This is a genomic window from Noviherbaspirillum denitrificans, from assembly GCF_002211445.1.
GTDB lineage: Bacteria > Pseudomonadota > Gammaproteobacteria > Burkholderiales > Burkholderiaceae_D > Noviherbaspirillum > Noviherbaspirillum denitrificans.
On the sequence record NZ_LSTO01000001.1, the window covers coordinates 2,701,802 to 2,728,542 of the forward strand.

Genomic DNA, 26,741 nt, shown 5'->3' on the forward strand with positions numbered 1-26,741 from the left:
TGCATAGGCATCCTGCAGATGCTCCTTCAGCAGGGGAAGCACGGCCGCCGCCTGGCCGGCGTGGACCTGGATGCGGGCTGAGCCAAGCACGGGGCTTTCGATATCGGTAGCGATCATCTGGACGTCGCGGCGCAGCCAGGAGGGAGACGCGCCGACCAGTGCGAAGATCGCTTTCGCTTCATCGAGCTCGCCGCGCAGCACGGCGGCCCGCGCGAGTTCCAGCCGCGCCGCATCCACCACCCGCGGCAAGCGCCGCTGCATGCCGGACTGTTCGAGCTCCAGCAGCACCTGCAATGCATCGTTCGCGTAACCTTCGCCGCGCAGGATGCGCGCGTAGATGATGTGGCTGGCAATCAGCTGGTCGGGAATGCCGGCATCCTTGACCAGCGGAAGGAAGAGCTTGAGCAGGCGGCGGGCTTCCGCCAGCGAATCCATTTCATACAGCACCTCGGCGAGATAGAGGCTGGCGAAACCGCTTTCGGCGCCGCAGCGCGCGCCTGTCCCGTCGTCCGGAATGCCGAGCAGCGCACCCATGCGCGATGCGCTGCAGCGCGGCTCGCGTTGCGATTCGTCGCCGATCAGGGCCAGCAGGCGCGCGCAGGCGGCGCGCAGGTTGCCCTGCACCAGGTCCAGCATGCCGCGCACATAGCCGGCCACCGCGATGCTGAACAGCGGGCCGACGGCCGGCTGCTCCTGCGTCGCTTGGTCGAGCAGCACACGTGCGTCGCGAAAGCGGCCAGTGGTCGCGTAGTAATAGGCGCAGCCGATCATCAGCATGCTGCGCAACACCGGTTCGTGCGCCGCGCTGCCCAGGATCGCGGGGTCGGCCCACATCGGCGCCGTTTCGCCCGCGCGGTCGAGCATCATCAGGCTGAAGGTGCGGATCACGTGGTAGGTCGAATGCGGCACCGGCGAGGCACCGTCGGCGTCGATGACCGTCTCGAGCAGGGTCAGCGCCTCCTCGCTCCGGTTGATATGCAGCAGCGACCAGCAATACACCGAGATCAGCGGCGGATACGCAACGAGCCGGCGCCTGTCTATGGTGTCGAACCAGCGCGCCAGCAGCCGCACCCGTCCCTGCAGGAACAGCGGCTGCGCATGGCGGTCGAGCAGGTCGAGCACGAACTGCGTATCGCCGGATGCGATCGCATGGTCGATGGCGTGGGTCGGGCGGTTCTGTTCGATATACCAGTGAGCGGCGCGGCGATGCAGCGTAGCAGCAAGGCCGGGATATTCCCGCTCGAGTTGCGCGCGCAGGAAATCGGCAAACAGCGGATGGTAGCTGAACCAGCTGCGCTGTTCGTCGAGCGCCGTCATGAACATGTTGGAGCGTTCGATCTCCTGCAGCAGCGCCCTGCCGTCATCGCGTCCCGTGACGGCATTGCAGCTCTCCGCACAGAATTTTTGCAGCACGCTGGTTTGCAGGATGAAGTCCTGCAGGTGTTTCGGCTTGCGCGACAGCACATCTTCCGCGAGGTAGGAAGCAATGGATGCGTGCGAGCCGGAGAAGGTCTGGAGTGTCCTGCGCGGGTCTTCGCTGCCTTCCAGCGCGAGCGACGCCAGCCACAATGCCGCGGCCCAGCCGCCGGTGATGTCGTGCAGCTTCTCCACTGCGGCCTGGTCCAGCGACAGCCCGCGCCTGTCACACAGGAACTGACGCGTTTCCTCCGGCGTGAACCGCAGTTGCGCCGCATCGATTTCCAGCAACTGCTGTCGCGCGCGCAGGCGACCGACCGGCAGCGCGGCCTGCACCCGTGAGCCAATCACCAGCCGCTGCTGCGGCCCGAGCAGGTCGATCACCTGCTGGACAACGGCGAGCACGGCCGGGTTATGGAGATGCTCGAATTCGTCGAGGATCAATGTGAATGGCGGGGGCGCCGATGCCAGCGCATCGGCGAGGTCAAAGCTATCCTGTCGCAGGCGCGCGTCGAACAGGGTGCGCACGGTGGTTGCGGTGCGCTGCATTTGCACAAACGCCTGCTCGATGCAGGACATGAAGCGTTCCAGGTCGTTGTCGCCGGCATCGAGCGTCAGCCACGCGGTAGCACCGCCCTCCCTGCGGCAATCGTCATGGAGTTGCCGCAGTAACGTGGTGGTGCCGAATCCCGCGGGCGCATGCACCAGTACCAGCTTCACGCCGGCAGCATGGCGGATACGTTCCATCACCCGCTCCCGCGCGAGGCAGCTCTCCCCGGCAGCCGGAGGGCGGAATTTGGATGGAGGGGAACGCAGTACCGCCGGGCGTTCCAGCACCTGGAAAGGAATAGCAGCCAATCAAGTAACCCGCTGGTGTGAATGCATCAGTGCATGCAGCAATTCGAACTTTCGGAGCCAACTTGTGGCTCGCGGAACCAAGAGGTTACATAAGATTGTTATTGGAACAATAGAGTGTGCGCTCTAAAAAAGGCGGGATGTGACTTGTGCGAGGCAGCATGAATGTAAGGAGCGTAGCGTGGGTAAAGCGCAGCGAAACCCGCGTAAAACAGTGTGTGAAGCACATGGCGGGTTTCGCTTCGCTCTACCCACCCTACGGTCATCAACCGAGCTGGCTTTCGAAGCCAACGATTTGGCTCCCCCAGTCACCGCGCCGGTCCCCGTTGTCAATCGCCCCTGACCTAATATGAAGGCTCTTAGTATTGCTGAAATATTAAGAGCTGACCGACGCGGTTCCGGCGTCCGGTGTGCGGGCAACACGCATGCTGAACTGGTGTCGGTGTTTCCACAAGAAACACGGAACCGGCGTTCGCGGCATGGGAAGAAAAAATTTTTACCACCACCACCACGTTATCTATTTGGAGACTCTATATGAAACTGTTCAAGAAGACCGCTCTCGCCGCTGTCCTGTCCGGCCTGTCCCTGGCTGCTTCCGCAATGACCCCGATCGCTGACGAAGGCCTGAGCCAGGTTGCCGGCCAGGACGGTGTGTCCATCGCGGCCAGCCTGAACATCAACATCGGTTCGTTCACCTATACCGATACGGACACGACCGGCGGTTCGATCAGCTTCAACAACATCGGCGTCAAGGGCCTGGTCGCCGGCACGCTGGACATCATCAACCAGTCGACCTTCGAAACCATCCTGACCGCTTCCGGCGTGACCTTCCCGACCGCCTTCTACGGCGGCGGTGACGTCGTGCAGATGGCTGTGCCGGCAGACATCGTCGTGCCGACCGCGGCCCTGGTTGACGTGACCGTCGGTTCCATCCGCATGGGTGGCCACGCAGCCGGCGTGACCGGCCCGTCCTTCGGCTCGATCGCCCTGACCGACATCGACCTGCGCGGCACCAAGGTCTGGATGTGGGCGCACTGATCCAGGACCTGCCTGGAGTCCCTTCCTAGCCTGTCTGCCCCCGGCTTATGCCCGGGGGCATCTTCATCCCTTCGTTCGAGAACAAGCATGATCCGTGTTGGCCTTGCGGCGCTCGGCGCTGCCGTCACCTTGCATATCGGAACAGCCTCGGCGCAGCTGCGCCCGCTGTCCGAGCAGGAACTGTCTGCCCGCCATGCACAGGGCTTCCTGGAACTCAACAACAGCAGCTACGGCGGCTACGATTTCACCCGCATCGCGCTGGGCGCCGATGTCACGCTCAATGCGAACTTCCGCAACATCCGCCTCGGTGAATATCCATATATGCCACGCAACGGCAGCGGCGCGGATATCGACATGCCACTGCTCCAGTTCGGACGCAGCGACGGCACCGACGCGCAGCGCCTGGTGCAGATCAGCAATCCCTATTTCGAATTCGTCTACCGCAACGCAGGCAATGCCGCGACGCGCGAAGTGGTAGGCATGCGTTTCGGTTTCGAGAGCATTGCCGGCGACGTCGGCCTCACCCTGTCCACGCTGAGCGGATCGATGCGTGTCGATGGCGGCGCGGCGGGCGTGCTCGACTCGCGCAACGATCCCGGCGGCGGCAAGCGCTGGGATGGTACATGCACCGCGCCTTGCTTCAACTTCGCCCAGATGGGCGGCGTGCGCGCCGGCGATACGAACGGACCGAGCCGCGACTTCTGGATTTCGGCGCTGAAATCGGCCGTGCAGTTCCAGCCGCCGGCAGGCATGGCGCAGGCACCCGACCTGGCGCAGGCCGGCGTGTGGCTCAACTGGCGCGACCGCCTGAGCGCGCTCAATACGACCGGCACGCCGCCGCCCAACCTGCCGCCGGTGCGCTGAGATGCGGATGCGTTCGCACTGCGCGTGGTTTGCGCTCGCGCTGGCATGCAGCGCGCACGCCGACGGATTGCAGCCGTTGTCCGACGATGCGCTGTCGTCGGTGCAAGGCCGGGACGGCGTGAGCTTCGACCTTTCGGGCTTCTCGATGTCGGGCGATGCGCGCTTCACCTATCACGCGCCCTCAACCGCGAGCGCATGGATCGGCAGCCTGCAGGCAACGCGGTCCGACGATCCCGCCAACCCGTTCGGCGATCCCTATCGCATCGACGTCGTCAAGGGCGCGCCCGGCATGGCGGATGTCATCAACCTTGCATTCCCGGAAAACACCAACGGCGCGAAGAAATGGCAGGCCGCTTTCAACTGGGGGGTGAATGCGAACGGTATCGCCTTCGACGGCGGCAGCGTGGTGCTGCGCGATGCGGTGTTTTACGGCGGCGGCTTCCAGTGGACCACACCGCGCGTCAACGACGGCATCGCGTTCGGCCTCGGCCTGCGGGTCGATGTGGGCGACCTGCTGCTGCGTCCGCGCGGGCGCGACGATATCTCGCAGGCCGAACCGGCGGGCGTGACGGAGCAAATGCATTTTCGCGGACTGCGCATCGGCGCGGTCGACAGCAACGGCAATATCCTCAATGCACCCTGGCGCATCGCTGACGTGGCATCACAGCCGGGGATTTTCAATGCGATCACGGACGAGGCCGGCAATCCACGCCTGCGCATCGGCATCGACTGGCCGGATGCGAACGGCGCATCCGCCGGCGGGCTGCAGATCGACAAGCTGTCCTTCCGTAGCGACGCGACCGGCAACGTGGATCTCGGATCGAGCAGGATAGGCTCGATGCAGATCCAGTACCTCGATATCCGATTCAAGCCCTGACATGCGCAAAACACTTGCCTTCATCCTGTCATCGCTTTTCCTCACGGCCGGCGCTTCCGCACAGCAGCCGCTGGATGATGCCGCTCTGTCAGATGTGAGCGGCGCAGACGGCGTCAACTTCGCGATGCACCTGTCGCTCAACGACCAGGCACTGCCGAATCCGTCAACCGACAGCAGGATTTCGATGGGCTTCAATGTGGACGGCCACACGACGCATGTCGTGGTGCGCAACCCGCGCGGCGTGCTCGATGTGTTCGGCTTGTCGGTTGGCGTGGAGAAGAAGCCTGACGGCACGGATTACATCGCCATCGGCTTGCCCGCGCATGTCAGGTACACCGACTTCGGTTTTGAGTCGCTGAGTGTGCAGTCCGACCCGGCGGCGCCGGTGACGGACAGCCTGGGGCGGCTGTCGATACAGGGAACGGTGAATATGCAGGGGCAGTTGCGGATGTGGGCGCACTGACCGGTTGAAAGGTAAAAACCGTAGGGTGCGCCCCGCGCACCATTGCGGTAGCCAAGGCATTGGTGCGCATGGCGCGCCCTACTTCCTTATCTGTTTCAAAGCGCTGCCGGCAGAGTCTGCAACAGCAGCAGCGAATGGAAATCCCCGGCCTCGACCGGCCGGCTGAACAGATAGCCCTGCATGCTGTGACAGCCATTCTCGATCAGGAAGCACTGCTGCTCCGCCGTCTCGACGCCCTCGGCCACCACGCGCAGGCGCAGGCTGCGGCCGAGCGCGATGATGGCGCAGGTAATCGCCGATCCGTTCGCATCGCTGCCAATATCGCGCGTGAAGGACTGGTCGATCTTCAGCTTGTCGATGGGGAAGCGCTTCAGTTGCGACAGGCTGGAATAGCCGGTGCCGAAGTCATCGATGGAAAATTTCACGCCGACCGCGCGCAGTTCATCCATCACCGCCACGACCCGCTCGGGGCGCTGCATGATCATGCTCTCGGTGAGTTCGAGTTCCAGGCATTCAGGAGCGAGCCCGGTTTCTTCCAGCACCTGCCGCACCTGGCCGGCGAAATCATCCTGGCGGAACTGGCGTGCCGATACATTGACCGCCACCTGCAAGCCGATGAAGCCGCGGTCGTGCCAGTGCCGCGTCTGGCGGCAGGCTTCGCGCAGCACCCATTGTCCGATCTCGATGATATGGCCGGTGTCTTCGGCAACCGGAATGAAGCGTGCCGGCGATACCATGCCGAGTTCCGGATGGCGCCAGCGCACCAGCGCCTCCATGCCGGTGATGCGACCGGTAGCCAGGTCGACTTGGGGCTGGTAGACGAGGTGGAATTCCTTGCGCAGCAGCGCCAGGCGCAGGCTGCTTTCTATCTGCAGGCGCTCGATCGACGCCCGGTTCATCTCCTGGCTGAAAAACTGGAAATTGCTTTCGCCGATTTCCTTGGCGTGATGCAAGGCGACGTCGGCATGCTTCATCATTTCCTGCGTCGTGGCGCCGTCTGCCGGATAGACTCCGATGCCAATGCAGGCGGTGACGTTGATCTCATGCCCCTCCAGGACGAAGGGCCGCGACAGCTCGGTCAGGATCCGCTCCGCAAGGATCGCTGCGTCGCGCGGATCGGAGAGTTCTTCCATGATGACCACGAACTCGTCACCGATATGGCGCGTCACGGTATCGGCGGCACGCATGACGCCGTTGAGCCTCCCCGCGGCGGCCACCAGCAGCAGGTCGCCCACACGATGGCCCAGCACTTCATTGATGTGCGCGAGCCGGTCGAGATCGACTGCAAGCAGGGCGACATGGTGACCGTCGCGCCCGGCCATCTTCAATGCATGGTCAAGGCGGTCATAGAGGAAGGCGCGATTGGGCAGCCCGGTCATCGCGTCATACATCGACAAACGCTCGATTTCGCTTTCGGCGGCCTTGGCCTGCGAGACATCGCTGAAGATGCCGATGAAGTTCGTGACCGTCCCCGTATCGTCCAGCACGCGCGTCACGGACAGTTGTTCCACGTACAGCTCGCCGCACTTGCGCCGGTTCCAGAGCTCGCCGCTCCAGCGGCCCTCTTCGCCGATGGTCTTCCACATCTGCTTGTAGAACTGCGGATCCTGGCGGCCGGAACGGAGAATGGCGTGCGTCTTGCCGATCACTTCTTCCTCGGTGTAGCCGGTGATGCTGGTGAACGCACGGTTGACCTTGAGGATGCGGCCCGAGGTATCGGTGACCGAAATGCCCTGGGTGCTGTTTTCGAATACCTTGGCCGTCAGGCGCGATTCCTCTTCGGCCTGCTTGCGGGCGCTGATGTCGACCATGATGCCGCGCAGGGTCGTGGGAAAGCCATTGTGCATGCCCACGCTGATCAGGTCCTTGAACCAGACGGTGCTGCCGTCGCTGGCGATCATGCGGTATTCGAAGCAGCGGTTCGCGTCGCTCGCAGACCACGCCATGCAATGCTCGATGGCCAGTTCGCGATCCGCAGGGTGAAGATGCGCTTCCCAGAAGCCTTCCTCCAGCCATTCGTCGGCCGTATAGCCGAGGATGCGCGGCGCCTGCTCGCTGACGAATGTGAAGCGGAAGGTATGCGGGTCTGCTTCCCAGACAATGCCGTCGATGCTGTTGACGAGCGCTTCGAAGCGCAGCCGCTCCCGGTCCGTGGCTGCATCCACTGCCATTCGTATTTCGCTTGATGTGCGTGTCAGCATGGATGCCGCCCGTTTTTCATGCCACGGCGAGTACTTCGTCGATGGCGATTAATGTGACGGAATGCGGTCCGAAGGTGCCGAGTCCGATGAGGTGGTCGTTCTTCAGGCCGCCCCGTGCGCGGGGCGCAGGGATGACGCGGCCGGCGTCAACGCGATGCACATCCGAAATGCCGTCGACCACCACGCCCATCGTGCGTCCATCGATACTGAGCACGATGACGCTGGTCGAGTCGTCGAATACCGCGTCGCCGAGCGCAAAACGCTTGCGCATGTCGACAATCGGCACACTGACGCCACGCATGTTGGCGATCCCGCCGTCGAGGTCGAGTGCGTTCGCCTCCTGCGCGAAAGCCGCGAATCCGCGGATTTCCTGCACCCGCTGCATGTCGATGCCATATTCTTCATTGCCGAGCATGAAGGCGAGCACCTCGTCCGGCGGCGGACGTTTTCCTGTTGTTGTCTTTTTCATCAGAATTACCCGCGTCAAAGAACTTGGCTTGTAGGACAGCAACTTACGTGCCACGCAGAAAAACGGTGATTTGACGCGGATTACCGGGCTGACAATGGGTTTTATTCCTGAAAGCGGGAAGCGGGTTTTTCCTGCTTGCGGGAACCAGGGATTGCCGATAAGAAATGCAGGCGCGGAAACGGTTATGCTACGCTCGTGCAGCCGGGGTCCCGGCTTCCGGCCCCTCGAACCGTCAGCACACATATGAATATCAAGGCCTTCATTCCCACCCGCGGTATTGGCGGCTATCTCGCCGTCGCCTTTTCCGCGCTGTCGATCCTGCTTACCGTCATCCTGGTCGAAGTCATCGGCCTGTCCGCCGCCGCACAGCTCAAGTCGAATATCGGCAATGGCCTCGCCGAACTCGCGTTGCAGACATCGGACAAGCTCGACCGCGGCATGTACGAGCGCTATCGCGAAGTGCAGCTGATGGCGCAGCGCAAGGACCTGACATCGCAGGAAACCAGCATCGACGACAAGCGCATGGTGCTCGATGCGCGCCAGGAGACGTACCACTACTACGCATGGATCGGCCTGGTCGACCCGCAAGGCAAGGTCATGGTTTCCACGCGCGGAATGCTGGAGGGCGCAGACGTCTCGCAGCGCCCCTGGTTCCGCAATGCGCTGCAGGGGATCAATGTCGGCGATGTGCACGAGGCAGTGCTGCTGGCGAAGCTGTTGCCCAATCCGACCAGCGAACCGAAGCGTTTCGTGGATGTCGCCTTCCCCTATGAAGACAAGAGCGGACGCGTGCAAGGCGTGCTGGGCGTCCACCTCTCGTGGCAGTGGGCGCGCGAAGTCGAGCAATCGGTGATGGAACCGATCGCCGCGCGCCGCAAGGTGGAATCGATGATCGTGAGCACCGACGGCACCGTGCTGCTCGGCCCGGCAAACCTGCAAGGAAAAAAGCTCGCGCAGCAGAGCGTGCGCGCGGCGGCCGACGGCAACGGCTTTGCCGTGGAAGACTGGGCGGATGGACACAGCTACCTGGTGGGCTACAGCAAGGGCAAGGGCTACGGCCCCTATCCCGGCCTGGGATGGACGGTGCTGGTGCGGCAGGATGTGAACGATGCCTACGAACCGGTGCGGCGCATCCAGCGCACCGTGCTCGGCAGCGGCATCGCGCTGGCACTGCTGTTCTCCGTGGCCGGCCTGATCGGCGCACGCCGCATCAGCCGCCCGATGCAAGACCTCGCGGCGGCCGCCGAGCGCATCCAGCGCCGCGAATCGGCGGAAATCCCGGTCGAACACGGGACCTATGCGGAAGTGCGGACACTGGCAGGCTCGCTCAATGCCCTGGTCTCCAACCTGCTGCAGAAGGAAAGCGCGCTGAAGGAGTTGAACCAGACGCTCGAAGGCCGTGTCGAGCAACGCACGCGCGAACTCGAGCATGCGCTGTCGCAGGTGCGCGCCAATGAGAAGCGCATCCAGACCATTATCGAAAGCGCTCAGGATGCCTTCATCGCGGTCGACCTCAACGGCCGCATCACGGACTGGAATGCCGCCGCCGAGCGCATGTTCGGCTGGCGCTGCGACGAGGCGATCGGCCGCACGCTGGTCGAGCTGGTGGTGCCGGAACGCTTCCGCGGCAGCTTCGCCGATGCCATGCGCAGTTTCAATGAAACCGGCCAGACCGGCCTGCTCGGCCGCCGGCTGGAACGGATCGTCGTCAACCGCAAGGGCGACGAGCTCCCGGTCGAAGTGACCATCGGCCTTGCGGGCAGCGGCGACACTTACTTCTTCAGCGCCTTCCTGCACGACATTTCGGAGCGCAAGAAGGTGGAGCGCATGAAGAACGAATTCATCTCCACCGTCTCGCATGAACTGCGCACGCCGATGACCTCGATCCGCGCGTCGCTCGGCATGCTGGCCGGCGGCTTTGCCGGTGAATTGCCGCCGGACACACGTGAACTGATCGACATTGCGCATGTGAGCTGCGAGCGCCTGGTGCGGCTGGTGAACGACGTGCTGGATATTGAAAAGATCGAGTCAGGCAACATGGAATTCGACATGCGCGCGCAGCCCCTGCTGCCGCTGGTTGAGCAAGCCGTCGATGCGGTGCGCGGCAGCGCCGATCAGATGAGCGTGCGGCTGGAGGTGGATTGCGCGCCGGGTGATGTGCTGGTCAATGCCGACCATGACCGCATGATCCAGGTGCTGGTCAACCTGCTGTCCAATGCGATCAAGTTTTCGCCATCCGGTTCGGCGGTGACGGTTCGCGTGGAATGCGAAGGCGGCAAGGTGCGAATGTCCGTTATCGATCGCGGGCCGGGCATCCCTGCCGAGTTCAGGGAACGCATCTTCCAGAAATTCGCGCAGGCTGATTCGACCGACTCGCGGCAGAAAGGCGGGACGGGGCTGGGGCTCAGCATTTGCAAGAGCATTGTGGAAGAGCATGGGGGGCGCATCGGGTTTGAATCGGATGCGGGGAGCGGGACGATGTTTGTGGTGGAGTTGCCGGGGGTGTGAGACCAGGCACGTCGCTACTTCAACTCATGCAAGGAAACACCGCCAAACGACGGCCAGGCAGCAAAATCCGCCTCCAGCGATGGCAGCAACTCCAGCAAGCGCCCCGGGTCGCGATGAAAACTGGTCGCCGACCCGTCAAACACCGACGCCGATTCCATCCTGAACGCCGGTCCATGCGAATTGCGCGCAGCCTCCTTCAGCAGCACCAGCACCGGCGTCTGTCCGACGCTGACCAGCCATAACTCCCCTTCTGCTGCGCGCACATAGCGGCGCTGCAGCTCCGGCTCCACCGGCCCCGCCTCAAGCGCAATGCGCACGCTCTTGCGATGCACCGTCCCCCAATCGAGGAAAGGTGCGGCGAAGCGGCGGATCTGCGCGGGATCGGTGCGGTAGTCCATGACGTTCAGTCCGCTTGCCGAGGCCGCCAGGCCCTTCAGCAGTTCCGCCTTTTCGGCCCACCAGAAGGGCACGACAAATTCGAGCGGCATGCCGGCCGCCGCGCGCTTCAGTGCACGCGCCAGGGACAGGTAGTGTTTGTCGAGCGCGGCAGCCGATGGCGCGTAGCCCGGAAGGAGGTAATGCTCGATGTCGAACTGCATGCCCGCGAGGCGCGCATCCGGTTCGGCGCCGTCGGTGTAGGCTGCGTAGGCAAGCGCGCGTGCCACCGTCTTTGCGTGCTCGGCCGGCAGTACCATGCGCGGGTCGCCGTCGACGCTCCAGACGGCAATTCCGACTGTACGGGCACTGCGTATGAATGCGGCCAGGCGATGCGGCTCAGTAACTTTTTCACCGCTGACCGGTACGGACACGAAGAGCGTCTTCACGTTCCTCTCCTGCGCGCGCGCCAGCACCGCTTGCGGCCGCTCCATCCATTCCCGCGCATCCCATACCCACATTGAACGCGAGGCTGGCACCGCGGGCTGGGGATTCAGGCTGAGTTCGTCGAGCGTGAGTTCCGCCGCCGAGGATGGACAAGCGATGGAGAAGGAGCGCCAGTTGGCGCGGTCGAAGTCGTCGCGCGGCAGTGAAAGCTCGGCGGCCATCCGTCCCGGCCCTGTGTGCCCGAGCGGGACGCTGGTTTCCTTCGCCGCCCGCATGGCGTCCGTCGCCGCGATGTCGAACCGCGCGCTTGCCGTGCCTGCAAGATGCAAGGACAGGCGCGCCAACGGAAGTGTCCACGGGCCCGACAGGGTGACGCCTGCTGGGCGGGTGCCGGCCCTGCAGGACAGGTGAAGGCGGCCGGCCTCCATGCGCAACCGCACCCGCTCCTCGATGCCGAAGGCGCGCACGTTCATGGAAGCGAGGAGGTTTTCGCGCAGAGGCATGGGCTGCGGCCGTTCGGATACGCGTTCCTTGCCGGTCGCTGTCACGCTGCCGATAGTGAACCGCCCTTCCCGCTCCGGTCCCTGCAGGAGGAGACGTTCGCCGACGTCGCGCGCAAGTTCGGGGGCGACCGGATGCAATGCGACGATCACCTCCGGCGGCACGTTCAGTTCGACGCGCTCGCAGCCTGCGCCGCCGTCCGCGCCGAGGGTGACACGCATGCCGCCCTGGTCATCGGGACAGGATTGCAGGATTGCCGCCTGGGCGCCGCTCATCATGAACATGATCCCGATAAAAGCAGCACGCATCGCCTACACCTTGCGCTGCCAGTTTCCCTTCCGCGTCATCGCACCCCAGCTTGCCTCGCCCTCGGTTGCCCAGCGGTACAACCCGACCAGGCGCCACCAGCTGTTGATCTGGCGGTAACCAAAGTTTTCCAGGATGACGACCAGCGCCAGCATCGCGAGGTGGCGCGGCTCCGGGTAGATATGAAAAGACATTTCTTCCAGCAGCAGTCCAGAGGCGGACAGCAGGATGCCGAGGCCGATCGCGACGAACAGGAACACCGCGAACGCTTGCCAGGAAACCCAGCCGAAACAGAAGGCGACGGCCATGAAAATGTAGCCGCCCAGTTCCACCAGCGGCCCCATCCATTCGAACAGCAGCATGAACGGAAAGGCCAGCCATCCCGGCGCGCCGCCGTTGCGGCTGAACACCAGCCCCCAGTTGGCCGACAGGCTTTCCGACAGGCCGCGCTGCCAGCGGATACGCTGGTTGCGCAGGGTCTTGCGGTCTTCCGGCGCTTCGGTCCAGCACACCGGGTCGGGCACGAACTCGATCCGGTACGGCTGCCGCCGTGCACGCAGCAGGCGGTGCATGCGGACGACGAGTTCCATGTCCTCGCCAATGGTCTTCGGCCGGTAGCCGCCGGCCTCGATCACCACTTCCTTGCGGAACAGGCCGAAGGCGCCGGAGATGATCAGCATGCCGTTCACCGTCGACCAGCCGAGCCGGCCGAACAGGAAGGCGCGCAAGTATTCGACGACCTGGAACAGCGCCCAGATATTGGATGGCAAACCCACGCGCGTCAGGAATCCGCCGTTGACTTCGCAGCCGTTGGCCACGCGCACCGTGCCGCCGGTGGCGACCACCGTCGCGTCGTTGAGGAAAGGCTTGACCACGCGCTGCAGGCTGTCGCGCTGCAGGATCGAATCGGCATCGACGCCGCAGAACAGCGGATAGCGCGAGGCATTGATGCCGGCATTGAGCGAGTCGGCCTTGCCACCGTTGACCTTGTCGATCACGCGCAGGTTCGGATAGCGGGTGGAACGGAAGATGCCGTTGACCGGTTTCGTTTCGAGCCGGACGCGGAAGGCTTCGGGAAAAGGCACGAGGTCGAACTCCTGCTTCAGCACCTCCAGCGTGCCGTCCTTCGACCCGTCGTTGATGACGATGATCTCGAGTTCCGAATACGAGAGCTGCAGCATGGAACGCACCGATGCCGCGATGGTCGCTTCTTCGTTGTACGCGGGAACGAGCAGGCTGATGGGCGGTTCCAGGCCGGAATACACCTGCGGCAAGTCGTCCAGGATCCGCTCCTGGCCCTGGCGGTGCAGGCTGACGATGGATAGCACGTTCAGCAGCAGGTAACCGCCGTTGAGCAGGATGAAATACACCAGGATGAACCAGGTGGTGAAGTCGACGATGGCCTCATGCAGGGTCATCCCGCCTCCCTCTCCGCAATCACTTGCCGCAGCATGTCGGCGGCAAAGCGGTCTGTGACGGATGCGGCCAGCGCCTGCGCCTCGCCCGCCTGCATGGACGGCAGGCCGATCAGTGCTTGCGCCGCGCGGTAGCGCACCCACCACTGGGTATCGCCGAGCATGGCCTGCAGGCGTGCAATGTCGGAACGGTCACCGATACGGCCGAGCGCCCGCGATGCCTGGACGCGTACGCGCCAGTCGGCATGCCCGAGACAGGTACGTACTTCGTCGAGCAGGACGGGCGAGTTGGCCAGGCGCAAGGCGGCGACGACCCGTTCCGCGTCGTCGTCATGCATGAGCGTCGCCAGCAATGCGGGCGCAACCGGTGCGCGCAAGGCTTCGGCGAGATTCAGTGCGCGCGGCAGGCGTTCCGGCTCAAGCTGCATGAGCGCGTCAGACAGGTAGCGCGCGCAGGTTTCCTGCGCATCCTGCAGGATGCCCGCCACCTGCGACAGCGCCCAGTCATCGCGGCGCAGCAGCACCGGCATCATTTCCCGCAAGGCCTTGTCCGCATCGGCCTGCACCAGCGCCCACAGCGCCTGCATGGAAGTGGCGCTGTCCGGCAAAGCCGCCAGGCGCATGAGTTCATCCCAGGCCGTCGCGTCGCGCAGATGGCCGGTCACCAGCACCGCCAGCAGCCGCTCCGCCCGGTTGCCGTCGCGCAGCATGCCGCGTGCGATGGCGTCGCAGCCGAGCCGGTAACCGACCTCGTTCAACCCGGCACTGGCCGTCCCGCGTACCGACTGGTGCAGGTGCAGCCAGAGCCGCAGGAAGTGCAGGCGCTCCCGGCGCGGCAGATCGGGCAGCTGGTCCGGTGGAACATCGGCGACCGCTGCCATGAGCAGCGGCCGCCATTTGGCGATGACGGATTGTTCGAGGCGCTCCTGGCGCCGCAGCGACATGCGCAGGTAGACGATTTGCGTGCCCAGCAGCAGGGTCAGGGCCAGCGCCCCCATGCCGGTCCAGAAAGCTGCCTGCAGGTAGGGATCAGAAAGTGTGCTGAAGACCAAGGCTGATTCCGTTGCGGCTGTAGAAATCACCCTGGCGGGTGTGGCCGAGGCTGTAGTTGACCGCCCAGTCGCGGCCAAGCCAGTGCCGGCCGACGAGCACCGCCGAACGCAGGCTGGTGAGCGTGACCGCGCCGGCAATGCTGGCGGCTTCCTTGCCGCCGGCCAGGATCAGGCCAACCGAATTGCGGTCGCCGTAGTAATAACTGCCGCGCACTTCCCCGCTGTGCGCGGTGCTGTCATAGGCACGTGCAGGACGCCAGCCGACCGCCGCGCTGAACGACGAGAAATAATGCTCCAGCATCAGCAGGCCCTGGTTGACGCGCTCGGCATCGTAATTTGTCGTACGGGCCCCGGCATGCAGCAGCCAGGCGGGTGCGAATTCGACCTGCAGTGTTGCGCCGATAGCATTGCGTGCCAGCACGCGGTGCGTGGAACTGGCATTGGCATCGATAGTCGCCACCATCTTTTCGCCAAGTGGGCGCGCATAGTTCAACGCAAGCTGCCGGTCCTGCAGCCCGAAGCGTTCGGTGCGGGTGAAGGCCGCGCCGGCGCCGTGGCGCGGCGCGTACTGTTGCTGCAGGTGAATCGTGGCTTCTTTCCAGTCGGGCGTGCTGTTGCTCAGGTTTTCCGTCCCCAGCGTGAGTCCGGCGCTGGTCTGCGCCAGCACCGGCATGGCGGCGGCCGCGAGGATGAATGCAATGCCACGCTTCATGGCTTGTCCTTCAGGAAGCGCCGCACGCGCGCCAGCAATTCATTCGGCTGGAAGGGCTTGACGATATAGTCGTTGGCTCCCGCGTCGAGCGCGCGCACGATGTCGCGCTCCATGTTCTTGGCGGTCAGCATGACGATGGGTATGTTTTCCCATCCCGGCGTCTTCCGCACGATCTGCACCAGCTCGAAGCCGTCGATGTAGGGAAGCATCACATCGAGCAGGATCAGCGCGGGCCGTTCCTGGCCCTCTTCCACCAGCTTGCGCGCGGCAAGACCGTCGGTGGCAAGCAGGGTGCGCCATCCCTGGCGTTCGAGCATGAATTTGAGTATCTGGGAAATATGGTCGTCATCCTCGACGACCATGATTGGAGGCATGGATTGTGTGGCGGTCATTTCGGAAAGCCGACGTGCTGGAGTGACACTATCTTACCGAAGAACGCGGTTGTCCTGCTTGTTACGATTTTTCATGCTCCATACCGGTTTTCGTATACGGTGAATCATGAAAACCGGCTACTTTTCCGCCTTGAAATGTAGCAAACTCCATGGTCTAATGCATAAATATTGAAAATTTACTACATTTTAGACCAGCAAGGCGTCCTCCCGCCGTCGGTTCACGCGGCACGGCGGGAACCGCATGGAGCGCGGATCAATCTTAATCACCTGCCTCCAATGCCGCCCTCCGGTACCGCCGCGTCGCATCCATTTCACAGACGAAAGAGACCAGCATGCCACGCTCGACCAAGATCGTTTCCACCATCGGCCCCGCTTCCAGCGACCTCGACACCCTGATACGCATGGTACGTGCAGGTGTGAACGTCGTGCGGCTGAACTTCTCCCACGGCAAGGCGCAGGACCATATCCAGCGCGCGCAGCTGGTGCGGGAGGCGGCGACGGTGTGCGGCACCGAGGTGGCGATCATGGCCGACCTGCAGGGTCCGAAGATCCGCGTCGGCAAGTTCGAGCAAGGCAAGGTTTTCCTTGAAGCAGGCGGCAAGTTCATCCTCGATGCGGCTTGCGAACTCGGTAACGAAGAGCGCGTCGGCCTCGACTACAAGGACCTGCCGCGCGACCTCAAGGCTGGCGATGTGCTGCTGCTCAATGACGGCCTGATCGTGCTGAAGGTGGATGCTGTCGCCGGCAGCGAAATCCACACCACCGTCAAGATCGGCGGCGAACTGTCCAACAACAAGGGCATCAACCGCCAGGGCGGTGGCCTCTCCGCACCGGCGCTTACCGCCAAGGACATGGAAGACATCAAGACCGCGGTCGAGCTGGGTGCCGACTACGTCGCCGTGTCCTTCCCCAAGAACGCCTCGGACATGGTGATGGCGCGCCAGCTCGCCAACATCGCCGGCGAGCCGCATCAACGCAAGCCGCTGATGATCGCCAAGATCGAGCGCGCCGAAGCGATTCCCGCCCTGCAGGAAATCCTCGACGCTTCCGATGGCATCATGGTGGCGCGCGGCGACCTCGCGGTGGAAGTCGGCAATGCAGCGGTGCCCGCGCTGCAGAAGCGCATGATCAAGATGGCGCGCGCGTCGAACAAGATCGCGATCACGGCCACGCAGATGATGGAGTCGATGATCGTCAACGCGGTGCCGACGCGCGCCGAAGTGAGCGACGTCGCCAATGCGGTGCTGGACGGTACCGACGCGGTGATGACCTCGGCCGAAACCGCATCGGGCAAGTATCCGATCGAAACCGTCGAAGCAATGGCCGCCATCTGCGTGGAAGCGGAAAAGGCGGACGTGGTGAAGCTGGACACCGACTTCCTGAACGTCAACTTCACCCGCATCGACCAGTCGATCGCCTACGGCGCGCTGTTCACCGCCTACCACCTGCGCGTGAAGGCCATCGTCGCACTGACCGATTCCGGCTCCACCGCGTTATGGATGAGCCGCCACAACATCGACATCCCGATCTATGCGCTCACCCCGCGCATCGGGACACGGCGCAAGGCGGCGCTGTACCGCAACGTCACGTCGTTCGAGCTGGCGCAATCGGGCGACCGCGACGCGGTGCTGCGGGACGCGGAGAACCTGCTGGTGGAGAAGGGCGTCGTGAAGAAAGGCGACCTGGTCGTGCTGACCTGGGGTGAACCGATGGGACAGGTGGGCGGGACGAACTCGATGAAGATCGTGCAGGTCGGGAAGGATCGGGCGAGTTTGTAGAGGCAAGCATGGTGATGCTTCCGTGTCCTGCAAGCCGGGGACGGTAGCAATCCTCAGCCTGCTCCCTGTCCCTTGTCCCACCTCATATCAACCTGGAACAGCGGCGTTCCCGAAGCGGAAGGTCGCTTGATCCAACCCAGCTCATTCCGGATTTCGCTGATCGACGGCACCGGCCCGCTGCTGGCAAAGCGGCGCGCAAGGTAGGCCCTGACCTGTTCCTTGGTGGGAGATTGGTAGCTTGCCATGACGGACGTCCTTCAGGGAGAGAAAAAGCGGCGGAAGGACTTCCGCGCGAAGTGCCTGAGGGTGGCGGCGAACGAGCCGCATTCGATGGGCCGCAGCAGCGACTGCGGTGCGGGCAGCGGATGTGCCCTTCCCTGCTTTGCTGTCTTGCCGGCGGCCTTGCCGTGCGTGCCGGAACGGTGATTCATGGCTCCTCCCCGCATTCATCCCTCGTTGGATGAGTACAGGGTAGGGGCGATTGCTTACGTGGATCTGACTTCGGCCGTCGTTGAGGAAAATTGAGACTCGGGCGCAGGGCGGGCCTGCTACTTCTTCGCCTTGTCCGCGCCCTCTTCTTCCTCCTCCGCCTCCTCGGTGATCGCGAGATTCAGCCCGCCCTCGTCAACCGCGCCATCCTTGCCTCGGCTTGCGCGCAGCTTGATCTGCAGCCGCAGCTCGTTGGCCGAGTCGGCATTGCGGATCGCTTCGTCATAGCTGATGAAGCCGTCGTTGTACAAGTCGAACAGCGCCTGGTCGAAGGTGCGCATGCCGAGCTCCTTGGACTTGGCCATCGTTTCCTTGATCGCGTGGAACTGGCCCTTGAGGATCTGCTCGGCAATCGTCGGCGTGTTGAGCAGGATCTCGATCGCCGCCTTGCGGCCCTTGCCGTCCTCGGTGCGCACCAGGCGCTGCGAGATGATCCCGCGCAGGTTGGCCGACAGGTCGCCCAGCAGCTGCGCACGGCGCTCTTCGGGGAAGAAGTTGATGATGCGGTCGATGGTCTGGTTGGCGTTGTTCGCGTGCAGCGTGCCGAGACAGAGGTGGCCGGTTTCCGCAAAGGCGATCGCGTGCTCCATGGTTTCGGTGTCGCGGATTTCGCCAATCAGGATCACGTCGGGCGCCTGGCGCAGCGTGTTCTCGAGCGCATGGTGCCAGCTCAGCGTGTCGACACCGACTTCGCGGTGGGTGATCAGGCAGGACTTGTTCTTGTGGACGTATTCGACAGGATCTTCAACAGTGATGATGTGGCCGGACGAACTCGCATTGCGGTGGTCGATCATCGCCGCCAGCGTGGTCGACTTGCCGGAACCGGTGCCGCCGACGACCAGCACCAGGCCGCGCTTGGTCATGATGACGTCCTTCAGGATGTCGGGCAGCTGCAGCTTTTCAAAGCTGGGGATTTCGGCCGCGATGGTACGGATCACCATGCCGACCTGCTGCTGCTGGACGAAGACGTTCACCCGGAAGCGGCAGACATTAGGCAGCGAGATCGCGAAGTTGCATTCGAGTTCGGCATCGAACTCGCCGAGCTGCTTGTCGTTCATCAGCGACTGCGCGAGCTTGCGCGTGATCTCGCCGGTGAGCTTTTGCTGGCTCAGCGGCTTCATCGAACCCTGGTGCTTCATGCTCGGCGGGAAGTCGGCGGAAATGAAGAGATCGGAGCCGCCCTGCTGGAACATGACCTTGAGCAGTTGGTGCATGTATGCGCGCGCTTCTTCGATGCCGAAGGTGGAGGACATGGCTGCCTTTCTTGTGCTGGTCGTGAGTGTCGCCAATTATGTTTCCTCCACGCCATACCCGGCAAGGTGTTTGTCGCTGATTTGCACGTGCGCGGCGTTGCAATAATTACATGCGTTATGTACAAAATGTGGCGCGTGTTTTACCCATTTCCCCCGTCTTCCCCCTTTCTCCCCCTGTTATCAGTCCTTCATTGCTTGGCATAGCGTTTGCTGAACCGTAAAGCAGCCAAGGAAAAGGAGGTCCGATGCAACGCGCCGCGTTTTTTCATGAACGCAATTGCGCACCCTGCCTGCCGCTGCGACGGCAGCAGCAGAGGCGTTTCCTTCTTTAACTGTTTCGTTCGCGCAGCAACAGGCGCGGATTCCGTCAAACCCAGTCAAGGAGCGATTCATGGATACAACCAATACTTCGAACACCGGTACCACCACCCTCAAGACAGGCAACGGCAGCGATACCGCCTCCGCCGCGGCACAGGCAACCCGGGGGACCTACAACGAAATGAAGGGCACGGTGCAACGCTCGGCAGCGTCGCTGCGCAGCGAGCTTTCCGGCCTGAAGAACGACCTCGATGCACTGGTGAACCGCTCGGCCAGCATGTCGGACGACGAACTGAGCCAGGCGCATGCCCAACTGATGGCGAAGTTCAGCTCGGTGCGCTTTGCCGCCAAGGGCATCGCGAGCGAGGCGACCCGCCAGTTCAACCGCGGCATGGAAACCACCACCGACTATGTGAAGGACAAGCCGATGCAATCGGTCGCCGTCGCGGTCGGCACGGGCTTGCTGCTCGGCCTGCTGTTCAAGCGTCGCTAACAAAGAAAGAAAAGAGCGGCTTCAGCCAGGGCTGAGCCGCTCTGCATGACGTCACGGAGTTTCGCATAAGGAATCCACTCATGTTTTCAGCCCTACACAAATCCAGGCAGCTCTACCTGATCACGCTGGAGCGCGTCGGCGATTACATGGACCTGCTGCGTGTCGAGATGAAGATACGCGAGCACAACCTCGCGCTTCGTATCGCGGGCTTTGCCGTGGCCGGCCTGTTTGCCCTGCTGGCCACGATATTCCTCGGCATCGCGATCATCGTGAGCTTCTGGAGCTCGGAATACCGGGCGCTGGCGGCATGGTTCGTGGTCCTCCTGTATGGCGCGATTGCGGGCGTCAGCCTGAACATGTGCCTGAAGCATTTCCGTTCACCGTCGCTTGCCACGACACTGCGGACGGAATTTCAGCGCGATATCGACGTCATCAAGGAAGCCCTATGAGCGGTCCATCACTTGAAGAAGAACGAAAGGCCATCCTGGAGCGAATGCAAATGCGTAGAGAAACCTACCGCCGCGCACTCAACGGCGGCGCCGACCTCGAGCGGATTCCCGGCGAGCCCGTCGCTATCCGAGAAGTGCCGCCCGCCGCGCACGTGCAGCATGTTTTTCCGACGCACCGTCCCGTCCCGACGCGCTTCCCGCGAAGCGCGCTGATGCGCGTCCTCATGGACCATCCGGTCCTGTGCGCGGTCGGCGTGGCGGCACTGGTGGCGATCGGCCCCCGCCGCATTGCCAAGACCGTTGCCACCAGCGCCACGGCAATCGGGACTTTGACGGCAAACAATCAGACGAACGTCGATCTGCTCGGCAAGGTCTTAACCATGGCAGGCGCGTACGTGCAGGGCCGCACCACCGACCAGCCTCCCTGACCGCCGGAGCGCGCTGGAGCGGTCCGCCGGCGCGGCGCGGGATCAACTGGTTTTCTTCGTTAACCTGAAAGGAAAAGTCATGAAAAAAGTTATCTCCCTACTGAGCATAGTGATGTTTGCCTTCAGCCTGTCCGCCTGCAACACCATGAAGGGCTTCGGCAAGGACGTGGAACGCGGCGGCGAAAAGGTGCAAGGTGCTGCCGAGCGCAACAAGTAACAAGACGCTGTCTCCCTCCATGCCCCTTTGATGCTCTCAAAGGGGCATTTTCTTTTTCTCTACAGTTTTGGCTTTGGCTGCTCCACCACATCTTCCACATACAGCAGCTTGACGGCCACCATGCAGGCGGCAATCAGCGGCGATGCCAGCACGACACCGAGCGGCCCGGCCATCGCGGTCAGCAGCAGCGTGCCGAAGATCACCAGCGCTGGCGGCAGGGAAACCGCGCGCTGCTCCACCAACGGCGTGAGCAGGTAGTTTTCGGCAGTCTGGATGCCGATGAAGAGCATCAGCACATACACGGCAAGGTCGGCATCGAGGTTGAAGGCAATCAGCAAGGGCGCGGCGGCAGAGAGGATCGGGCCGATATACGGGAGGAATTCGAGCACGCCGGTCAGCACGCCAAGGGTGAATGCGAGCGGCACGCCCAGCCACCAGAGCCCGATGCCGGCGGCGACGCCGACCGCGGCCATGGTGATCATGCGTCCCACCAGCCAGGCGCGCAGTACGGCGGCGATCTCGTCCATCACCTCGTAGGCACGCGGACGCCCCTTGCGCGGCAGCAGGTGCATGACGCCGCGCTGGTACAGGCGCGGCTGCGCGGCCAGGTAGATGCCGATGAACAAGGCGACGACCGCCCCGCCGATCGCGGAAAAGGTCGAGCGGATGACACCTTGCGCGCGGCCCAGCAGCTGGAAGTCGAAGCGTACGCGTGACAGCTCTGCAACCATCGGCTGCAGCGGCCTGGCCCACTCGTGCTGCCGCATCCACTGGCGCATGCGGGCCATGGAGCGCGGAAGTTCATCAAGCAGCTGCCCGACCTGGTCTGCCATCGGCACCGCGAACGCATAGACCAGGATCCCGATGAACAGCGCAAGCGTGAGGATGGACAGCGCCAGCGCCGCGCCTTCCTTGAGCTTCGTATGCGCGACCAGCCAGTTGGTCGGCGCGCGCAGGAGCACGGCGATCAGGATGCCGGCAAACAGCACCAGGAAGACGTCGCTGGCGTACCAGATTGCTGTCAGTACAAGGCCGGTAAAGATGACCAGGCTGACGACAAGGAAAGTCCGGCGCACGAATTGCGACTCGCCGAAGGTCTCGGTCTCCGCTGGAAGGCGATAGCCGGCACGGCGGTCGGAAATGACGCGGCGGTCGCCCCGTGCCGCCTCCGGCACATTGACAGCGGGATGACCGACGGCGGATGCGAGCGTTCCGGCCCGCGGATCAGGTCCTGGCATCATTAGCGGGCGCCATTGCCGGCGGCGCCTTGACCGCGCGCGCCGCTGCCGGTCGTCGTCGGCGCGCCGCCCATCTCGGCCACCTGTTGCGGCCAGGACAGGATGGAGCTGGCGACATGTTGCGCATGCTGCCGTCCGCCCGCGACCCTGACAGTCTTGTTGAGCGCATAGCCCGCCGTTTCGGCGCGCACCTTGTAAGTGCCCCCCTTGGGCAGGTCGACCAGCAGGATGGGAGAGTCGCACGCGATCTGCAGGACGGTGTTCCCCGCCGCGTCGCGGATGTCGACATCCACGTCGGCAAGGTAGGCGCCGCTGCGCGTGGCAAAGGTCAGCATCAGGTCATAGTCCTTTGCCCGCTGTTTCATGAAGGTCGATTCTTCCTCGCCGACGCCGCCGCACATGTAGGTGGTGTTGTCCTGCGTCGCCGGCTTGAGGCGATCGGTCGGTGACGGTGCCGGCGCGGGCTTCGCGCTGCTTGAGGATGTGCCGGCTGCGGATTCCGGCGTGACGGATGCGCCCGAGCTTTCTGTGCCAGGCGTGGGTTGCGGCGCCGAATGCACCTGGGCAAGCGCAGGCAGTGCAACGAGGCCGAGGGCGGCGAGCAGGCTGGATATTGTTTTCATGGCATAACCTCCTTGTACGAATGCACGTTGGACATCCGACCGCCGATGCAGCATCCATGCCCGTTCTTGAAGCGCGTAATTCCGTGCGGACGGTGGTCGCCGATTGGAAAGTGGCGCATGCAATGGAAACTTTTACATGCCAGCCGGAGTCTCTAACGCGCCATACCCTTGCTTGCGCAAAGCACGCCAGCGTCTGGCATTGAAAATGCTAAGCGCAGAGGGAGTGATGGACAGAACAAGTACCGAACGCTTTCCCGTGAACCAGGACATCCTGCAGTTGCCCGTCAAGATCCTGCCGCAGCCGGACGAAACCACCTGCGGGCCGACCTGCCTGCACGCGGTCTACCGCTACTGGGGCGAGGATGAAGCACTGCCCGGCGTGATCCAGCGCACCGGACGCCTCGAATACGGGGGCACCTTTGCCGTCTTCCTCGCCTGCGACGCCTTGCGACGCGGCTACAACGCAACGATCTATACCTACAACCTCAATGTGTTCGACCCGACGTGGTTCTTGCAACCGGGCGTCGACATTGCCGAGCGGCTCCAGCTGCAACGCGAGGTGAAGGTCGATTACCGGCTGCAGCAGGCGACCACCGGCTACCTCGAATTCCTCGCCCTCGGAGGGCGTCTGCGCCTGCTGGACCTGTCTCGCTACCTGATCCGCGGCATCCTGCGCCGGCGGCTGCCGATCATCACGGGATTGAGTTCCACCTACCTGTACCGGGTTGCGCGCGAGCACGGCCCGGAAGACGAACCGGACGACGTGCGCGGGCTGCCGTCGGGCCACTTCGTCATCATCGCCGGGTACGACCGCGAGCGCCGCAAGGTGCTGGTGGTCGATCCCTACCAGCAGAACCCTTATGCCGGCACGCAGGAGTACTGGCTGAGCGTAGACCGGGTTGTCAATGCGGTGCTGCTGGGCATCGTGACGCACGACGCCAACCTGCTGATCATCCACCCGCGGTGTCCGCCGCGACAGGAAGTACCATGAATATCCTATTCGTCGTCAGTCAGCAGCAAGATTGGCCAAGCGACATACCGGGCGTCACCGTGATACCCGCCCAGACCTACCTCCTTGATCCCGCCTACGGGGACATCGGCTCCACCAAAGTTTTCAACCTCTGCAGGACCTACCGCTACCAGAGCGAGGGATATTACGTCTCGCTGCTGGCGGAAGCGCGCGGCCACCAGCCGGTGCCGGACGTACAGGTGATGAAGGACCTGTATGCCGGCGGCGTGGTGCAGGACATCACGGAAAAACTCGGCAACCTGATCGACTGCTCGTTCGCGCTTACCCCCGGCGATGTGGCCGACCTCGACATCTATTTCGGCCGCGACGCACGCGGCGAGCATCCGCACCTGTGCGAGCAGCTGTTCAATTACCTGCGCACGCCGGTGCTGCACGTGCGCTTCGAAAAGGCCAACGGCGCGTGGCACCTGTGCAGTGTCTATCCGGGCAGCATCCGCGACATTCCCGCGCATCACCAGGAATACGCGGCGCTGGCGGCGATGGATTATCTGAAGGGACAGAAAATACGCAGCAGCACGCCGGCATCGAGCAAACCGACGCTGGCCATCCTGCACGATCCGCAGCGCAATGAATCTCCGTCCAACGCAGCCGCCTTGCGGAAATTCGTGGAAGCAGCAGAGCTGCTCGGCATGGGCGCCGAACTGATCACGCCGAAGGAATGCGGACGCATCGCGAGCTTCGATGCGCTGTTCATCCGCGACACCACGCGGGTCGACCATTACACCTACGAGCTGTCGCGCCAGGCGGCGGACAACGGCATGATGGTGATTGACGATCCGGAATCGATCCTGCGCTGCACGAACAAGATCTACCTCAACGAACTGTTGAACCGCCACCACGTTCCCACGCCGAAGACACTGGTCGTGCACAAGGGCAATGTCGACCAGATCGTCGCCACGCTCGGCCTGCCCTGCATCCTGAAGCAGCCCGACGGCGCGTTCTCGCAAGGCGTGGTGAAGATCGAGTCGGAAGACACGCTGCTGGACAAGGTCAGTGAACTGCTGAAGGAATCCGAACTCGTGCTGGCGCAGGAGTACCTGCCGACCGATTTCGACTGGCGCATCGGCGTGCTCGACCAGCGCCCGCTGTTCGTCTGCAAGTACTACATGGCCCCCGGACACTGGCAAATCATCAAGCATGAACACCACCGCACCTCCGAGGGACGTACCGAGGCATTGTCGGTCGGCGAGGCGCCTGACGAGGTGGTGAAGATCGCGGTGCAGGCGGCCAACCTGATCGGCGACGGCTTCTACGGCGTCGACATCAAGCAGGTCGGCTGCCAGTACTACGTGATTGAAATCAACGATAATCCGAATGTGGATGCCGGCAATGAAGATGCGGTGCTGTCCGATGCGCTGTACCGCGAAGTGATGGGCGTGTTCCGCAAGCGCATCGATGCCAGGAAAGGAAACACGTCGCTATGAGCGAGGAAGAAGAGCCCCCGTTGCTGCACGCCTTCATGGGCTGCGGCATCGAGCTGGAATACATGATCGTCGATCGCGGCAACCTGTCGGTGCTGCCGCTGGCCGACCGGCTCCTGCCGGGCGAAAACGATATCGAGCGCGGCCGGATGGGCTGGTCCAACGAACTCGTGCTGCACCTGGTCGAGATCAAGAATATTTTTCCCACTCCATCGCTCAGCATGCTGCCGGATGCCTTCCAGGCGGAAGTACGCGAGATCGACCGGCGCCTGCAAGCAATGGGCGCGCGGCTCATGCCCGGCGGCATGCATCCATGGATGGATCCGCGCACTGATTCCCGCCTCTGGCCGCATGGCAATGAAGAAATTTACCGCACCTACGGCAATCTCTTCGACACGCGCACCCACGGCTGGGCCAACCTGCAGAGCATGCACGTCAACCTGCCCTTCGGCGATGACGCGGAATTCGCGCGCCTGCACGCCGCCGTCCGCCTGGCGCTGCCCATCCTGCCCGCGCTTGCGGCGAGCTCGCCGATTGCCGATGGCAATACCACCGGCTGGATGGATTACCGCATGCATGTCTACAGCGGCAATGCCGACCGCTTCCCCAGCATTGCCGGCATGATTGTTCCGGAAACCGTCGCCAGCCAGGACGATTATGAGGAACGCATCCTTGCGCCTATGTACCGCGACATTGCGCCGCACGATCCGGAAGAAGCGCTCCAGGAAGAATGGCTGAACTCGCGCGGTGCAATCGCCCGCTTCGAGCGCAACGCGATCGAGATCCGCGTGCTGGACACGCAGGAGTGTCCGCGCGCCGACCTGGCGATCGCGGCAGCCGTGGTTGACCTGGTCCACCGGCTGTACGACATGGACAACCTGGCCGCGCAGCAGGAAATCTCCACCGCCGCGCTCGCCGCCATCCTGCAGGACTGCATCCGCGACGCCGACGCCGCATGCATCAACGACGCTGCCTACCTGGAACTGCTCGGTTTCCCGGCCCGACGCTGCACCGCCGGCGAGCTGTGGCACCACTTCGTCGGCAACATGCTGGCGGGCGATCCGCGGCTGGAACACGACTGGGGCGCGCCGCTGCGCACAATTGTCGAGCATG

The 26,741-nt window shown here is 63.4% G+C and carries 26 protein-coding genes; 13 read left to right on the plus strand and 13 right to left on the minus strand.

What is annotated here, in order from left to right:
- Positions 1–2,163 (minus strand): winged helix-turn-helix domain-containing protein (locus AYR66_RS29575; RefSeq protein WP_206047163.1); only part of this gene is annotated, 2,163 nt, incomplete at its 3' end.
- 642 nt (positions 2,164–2,805) lie between these two features.
- On the opposite strand from AYR66_RS29575, the gene AYR66_RS13150 reads away from it, so the two are divergent.
- The 4 genes from AYR66_RS13150 (at position 2,806) to AYR66_RS13165 (ending at position 5,513) form a co-directional block, all read left to right on the plus strand.
- Positions 2,806–3,309: a DUF6160 family protein gene (locus tag AYR66_RS13150; RefSeq protein ID WP_088707846.1), complete on the plus strand. Its 504-nt coding sequence runs from the start codon at positions 2,806–2,808 to the stop codon at positions 3,307–3,309.
- 87 nt (positions 3,310–3,396) lie between these two features.
- Positions 3,397–4,173, plus strand: a complete 777-nt coding sequence (locus AYR66_RS13155; protein ID WP_206047164.1) for a hypothetical protein — start codon at positions 3,397–3,399, stop codon at positions 4,171–4,173.
- Between the two features lie 7 nt (positions 4,174–4,180).
- Positions 4,181–5,050, plus strand: a complete 870-nt coding sequence (locus tag AYR66_RS13160) for a hypothetical protein (RefSeq protein WP_088707847.1) — start codon at positions 4,181–4,183, stop codon at positions 5,048–5,050.
- A gap of 1 nt (position 5,051) precedes the next feature.
- Positions 5,052–5,513, plus strand: coding sequence for a hypothetical protein (locus AYR66_RS13165; RefSeq protein WP_088707848.1), 462 nt, complete (start codon positions 5,052–5,054; stop codon positions 5,511–5,513).
- A 95-nt stretch (positions 5,514–5,608) separates the two neighbouring features.
- Here AYR66_RS13165 and AYR66_RS13170 read toward each other — a convergent pair whose 3' ends face one another.
- Positions 5,609–7,684, minus strand: a complete 2,076-nt coding sequence (locus AYR66_RS13170) for a putative bifunctional diguanylate cyclase/phosphodiesterase (protein ID WP_170942136.1) — start codon at positions 7,682–7,684, stop codon at positions 5,609–5,611.
- A gap of 46 nt (positions 7,685–7,730) precedes the next feature.
- Entirely contained in the window at positions 7,731–8,183 is a 453-nt protein-coding gene (locus AYR66_RS13175; protein WP_088707850.1) for a chemotaxis protein CheW, read from the minus strand.
- A gap of 243 nt (positions 8,184–8,426) precedes the next feature.
- On the opposite strand from AYR66_RS13175, the gene AYR66_RS13180 reads away from it, so the two are divergent.
- The gene (locus AYR66_RS13180) at positions 8,427–10,691 is read left to right on the plus strand and encodes a sensor histidine kinase (protein WP_088707851.1); all 2,265 of its coding nucleotides are present in this window, start codon (positions 8,427–8,429) and stop codon (positions 10,689–10,691) included.
- Positions 10,692–10,705: 14 nt separating this feature from the next.
- On the opposite strand, the gene AYR66_RS13185 is transcribed toward AYR66_RS13180, so the two are convergent.
- From AYR66_RS13185 to AYR66_RS13205, 5 genes are read right to left on the minus strand one after another with little or no spacing between them, the layout of a single operon-like run.
- Positions 10,706–12,322 carry a hypothetical protein gene (locus tag AYR66_RS13185; protein WP_088707852.1) on the minus strand — a complete coding sequence of 539 codons (1,617 nt, stop codon included), beginning with the start codon at positions 12,320–12,322 and terminating at the stop codon, positions 10,706–10,708.
- Positions 12,323–12,325: 3 nt separating this feature from the next.
- Entirely contained in the window at positions 12,326–13,738 is a 1,413-nt protein-coding gene (locus AYR66_RS13190; RefSeq protein WP_088707853.1) for a glycosyltransferase family 2 protein, read from the minus strand.
- The gene (locus AYR66_RS13195; protein WP_088707854.1) at positions 13,735–14,787 is read right to left on the minus strand and encodes a HEAT repeat domain-containing protein; all 1,053 of its coding nucleotides are present in this window, start codon (positions 14,785–14,787) and stop codon (positions 13,735–13,737) included. The genes AYR66_RS13190 and AYR66_RS13195 overlap by 4 nt, the downstream gene beginning before the upstream one ends.
- Complete coding sequence (locus AYR66_RS13200) at positions 14,765–15,499, minus strand: YaiO family outer membrane beta-barrel protein (protein ID WP_088707855.1); 735 nt, start codon at positions 15,497–15,499, stop codon at positions 14,765–14,767. The genes AYR66_RS13195 and AYR66_RS13200 overlap by 23 nt, the downstream gene beginning before the upstream one ends.
- Entirely contained in the window at positions 15,496–15,891 is a 396-nt protein-coding gene (locus tag AYR66_RS13205) for a response regulator transcription factor (RefSeq protein ID WP_088707856.1), read from the minus strand. Before AYR66_RS13205 ends, AYR66_RS13200 begins: the two co-directional genes overlap by 4 nt.
- A gap of 332 nt (positions 15,892–16,223) precedes the next feature.
- Here AYR66_RS13205 and pyk point away from each other — a divergent pair, with 332 nt between their 5' ends.
- On the plus strand, positions 16,224–17,669 hold the full coding sequence (gene pyk / locus AYR66_RS13210) for a pyruvate kinase (protein ID WP_088707857.1): 1,446 nt from the start codon (positions 16,224–16,226) through the stop codon (positions 17,667–17,669).
- A gap of 53 nt (positions 17,670–17,722) precedes the next feature.
- Here pyk and AYR66_RS13215 read toward each other — a convergent pair whose 3' ends face one another.
- The 3 genes from AYR66_RS13215 to AYR66_RS13220 form a co-directional block, all read right to left on the minus strand.
- Complete coding sequence (locus AYR66_RS13215) at positions 17,723–17,914, minus strand: hypothetical protein (RefSeq protein WP_088707858.1); 192 nt, start codon at positions 17,912–17,914, stop codon at positions 17,723–17,725.
- Positions 17,915–17,926: 12 nt separating this feature from the next.
- The gene (locus AYR66_RS28890) at positions 17,927–18,100 is read right to left on the minus strand and encodes a hypothetical protein (RefSeq protein ID WP_170942137.1); all 174 of its coding nucleotides are present in this window, start codon (positions 18,098–18,100) and stop codon (positions 17,927–17,929) included.
- A 117-nt stretch (positions 18,101–18,217) separates the two neighbouring features.
- The gene (locus tag AYR66_RS13220; protein WP_088707859.1) at positions 18,218–19,411 is read right to left on the minus strand and encodes a PilT/PilU family type 4a pilus ATPase; all 1,194 of its coding nucleotides are present in this window, start codon (positions 19,409–19,411) and stop codon (positions 18,218–18,220) included.
- 391 nt (positions 19,412–19,802) lie between these two features.
- Between AYR66_RS13220 and AYR66_RS13225 the strand changes: the two genes are divergently transcribed.
- From AYR66_RS13225 to AYR66_RS13240, 4 genes are all read left to right on the plus strand, one after another.
- A complete protein-coding gene (locus tag AYR66_RS13225) occupies positions 19,803–20,222 on the plus strand; it encodes an ElaB/YgaM/YqjD family protein (RefSeq protein WP_088707860.1) in 420 nt (139 codons plus the stop codon).
- An 80-nt stretch (positions 20,223–20,302) separates the two neighbouring features.
- The gene (locus AYR66_RS13230) at positions 20,303–20,671 is read left to right on the plus strand and encodes a phage holin family protein (RefSeq protein ID WP_088707861.1); all 369 of its coding nucleotides are present in this window, start codon (positions 20,303–20,305) and stop codon (positions 20,669–20,671) included.
- 44 nt (positions 20,672–20,715) lie between these two features.
- Positions 20,716–21,099 (plus strand): hypothetical protein, encoded by a 384-nt coding sequence (locus AYR66_RS13235; RefSeq protein WP_206047165.1) that lies wholly within the window; start codon positions 20,716–20,718, stop codon positions 21,097–21,099.
- Between the two features lie 79 nt (positions 21,100–21,178).
- On the plus strand, positions 21,179–21,316 hold the full coding sequence (locus tag AYR66_RS13240) for an entericidin A/B family lipoprotein (RefSeq protein ID WP_088707863.1): 138 nt from the start codon (positions 21,179–21,181) through the stop codon (positions 21,314–21,316).
- A gap of 59 nt (positions 21,317–21,375) precedes the next feature.
- Here the strand turns inward: AYR66_RS13240 and AYR66_RS13245 are convergent, their stop codons facing one another.
- A complete protein-coding gene (locus AYR66_RS13245; protein WP_088707864.1) occupies positions 21,376–22,557 on the minus strand; it encodes an AI-2E family transporter in 1,182 nt (393 codons plus the stop codon).
- Positions 22,557–23,177: a hypothetical protein gene (locus AYR66_RS13250; RefSeq protein WP_088707865.1), complete on the minus strand. Its 621-nt coding sequence runs from the start codon at positions 23,175–23,177 to the stop codon at positions 22,557–22,559. The genes AYR66_RS13245 and AYR66_RS13250 overlap by 1 nt, the downstream gene beginning before the upstream one ends.
- Positions 23,178–23,403: 226 nt before the next feature.
- Here AYR66_RS13250 and AYR66_RS13255 point away from each other — a divergent pair, with 226 nt between their 5' ends.
- The 3 genes from AYR66_RS13255 to AYR66_RS13265 all read left to right on the plus strand — a co-directional run.
- The gene (locus tag AYR66_RS13255; protein ID WP_088707866.1) at positions 23,404–24,168 is read left to right on the plus strand and encodes a cysteine peptidase family C39 domain-containing protein; all 765 of its coding nucleotides are present in this window, start codon (positions 23,404–23,406) and stop codon (positions 24,166–24,168) included.
- Entirely contained in the window at positions 24,165–25,631 is a 1,467-nt protein-coding gene (locus AYR66_RS13260; RefSeq protein WP_088707867.1) for a RimK family protein, read from the plus strand. Before AYR66_RS13255 ends, AYR66_RS13260 begins: the two co-directional genes overlap by 4 nt.
- Positions 25,628–26,741 (plus strand): carboxylate-amine ligase (locus AYR66_RS13265; protein WP_141104242.1); only part of this gene is annotated, 1,114 nt, incomplete at its 3' end. The genes AYR66_RS13260 and AYR66_RS13265, both read left to right, overlap by 4 nt.

Bases quoted from the DNA above. Each gene is read 5' to 3' on its own strand.
- AYR66_RS13150 (WP_088707846.1), top strand. From the start codon at position 2,806: ATGAAACTGTTCAAGAAGACCGCTCTCGCCGCTGTCCTGTCCGGCCTG.
- AYR66_RS13155 (WP_206047164.1), top strand. From the start codon at position 3,397: ATGATCCGTGTTGGCCTTGCGGCGCTCGGCGCTGCCGTCACCTTGCAT.
- AYR66_RS13160 (WP_088707847.1), top strand. From the start codon at position 4,181: ATGCGTTCGCACTGCGCGTGGTTTGCGCTCGCGCTGGCATGCAGCGCG.
- AYR66_RS13165 (WP_088707848.1), top strand. From the start codon at position 5,052: ATGCGCAAAACACTTGCCTTCATCCTGTCATCGCTTTTCCTCACGGCC.
- AYR66_RS13170 (WP_170942136.1), bottom strand. From the start codon at position 7,684: ATGGCAGTGGATGCAGCCACGGACCGGGAGCGGCTGCGCTTCGAAGCG.
- AYR66_RS13175 (WP_088707850.1), bottom strand. From the start codon at position 8,183: ATGAAAAAGACAACAACAGGAAAACGTCCGCCGCCGGACGAGGTGCTC.
- AYR66_RS13180 (WP_088707851.1), top strand. From the start codon at position 8,427: ATGAATATCAAGGCCTTCATTCCCACCCGCGGTATTGGCGGCTATCTC.
- AYR66_RS13185 (WP_088707852.1), bottom strand. From the start codon at position 12,322: ATGCGTGCTGCTTTTATCGGGATCATGTTCATGATGAGCGGCGCCCAG.
- AYR66_RS13190 (WP_088707853.1), bottom strand. From the start codon at position 13,738: ATGACCCTGCATGAGGCCATCGTCGACTTCACCACCTGGTTCATCCTG.
- AYR66_RS13200 (WP_088707855.1), bottom strand. From the start codon at position 15,499: ATGAAGCGTGGCATTGCATTCATCCTCGCGGCCGCCGCCATGCCGGTG.
- AYR66_RS13205 (WP_088707856.1), bottom strand. From the start codon at position 15,891: ATGACCGCCACACAATCCATGCCTCCAATCATGGTCGTCGAGGATGAC.
- pyk (WP_088707857.1), top strand. From the start codon at position 16,224: ATGCCACGCTCGACCAAGATCGTTTCCACCATCGGCCCCGCTTCCAGC.
- AYR66_RS13215 (WP_088707858.1), bottom strand. From the start codon at position 17,914: ATGGCAAGCTACCAATCTCCCACCAAGGAACAGGTCAGGGCCTACCTT.
- AYR66_RS28890 (WP_170942137.1), bottom strand. From the start codon at position 18,100: ATGAATCACCGTTCCGGCACGCACGGCAAGGCCGCCGGCAAGACAGCA.
- AYR66_RS13220 (WP_088707859.1), bottom strand. From the start codon at position 19,411: ATGTCCTCCACCTTCGGCATCGAAGAAGCGCGCGCATACATGCACCAA.
- AYR66_RS13225 (WP_088707860.1), top strand. From the start codon at position 19,803: ATGGATACAACCAATACTTCGAACACCGGTACCACCACCCTCAAGACA.
- AYR66_RS13230 (WP_088707861.1), top strand. From the start codon at position 20,303: ATGTTTTCAGCCCTACACAAATCCAGGCAGCTCTACCTGATCACGCTG.
- AYR66_RS13235 (WP_206047165.1), top strand. From the start codon at position 20,716: ATGCAAATGCGTAGAGAAACCTACCGCCGCGCACTCAACGGCGGCGCC.
- AYR66_RS13240 (WP_088707863.1), top strand. From the start codon at position 21,179: ATGAAAAAAGTTATCTCCCTACTGAGCATAGTGATGTTTGCCTTCAGC.
- AYR66_RS13245 (WP_088707864.1), bottom strand. From the start codon at position 22,557: ATGATGCCAGGACCTGATCCGCGGGCCGGAACGCTCGCATCCGCCGTC.
- AYR66_RS13250 (WP_088707865.1), bottom strand. From the start codon at position 23,177: ATGAAAACAATATCCAGCCTGCTCGCCGCCCTCGGCCTCGTTGCACTG.
- AYR66_RS13255 (WP_088707866.1), top strand. From the start codon at position 23,404: ATGGACAGAACAAGTACCGAACGCTTTCCCGTGAACCAGGACATCCTG.
- AYR66_RS13260 (WP_088707867.1), top strand. From the start codon at position 24,165: ATGAATATCCTATTCGTCGTCAGTCAGCAGCAAGATTGGCCAAGCGAC.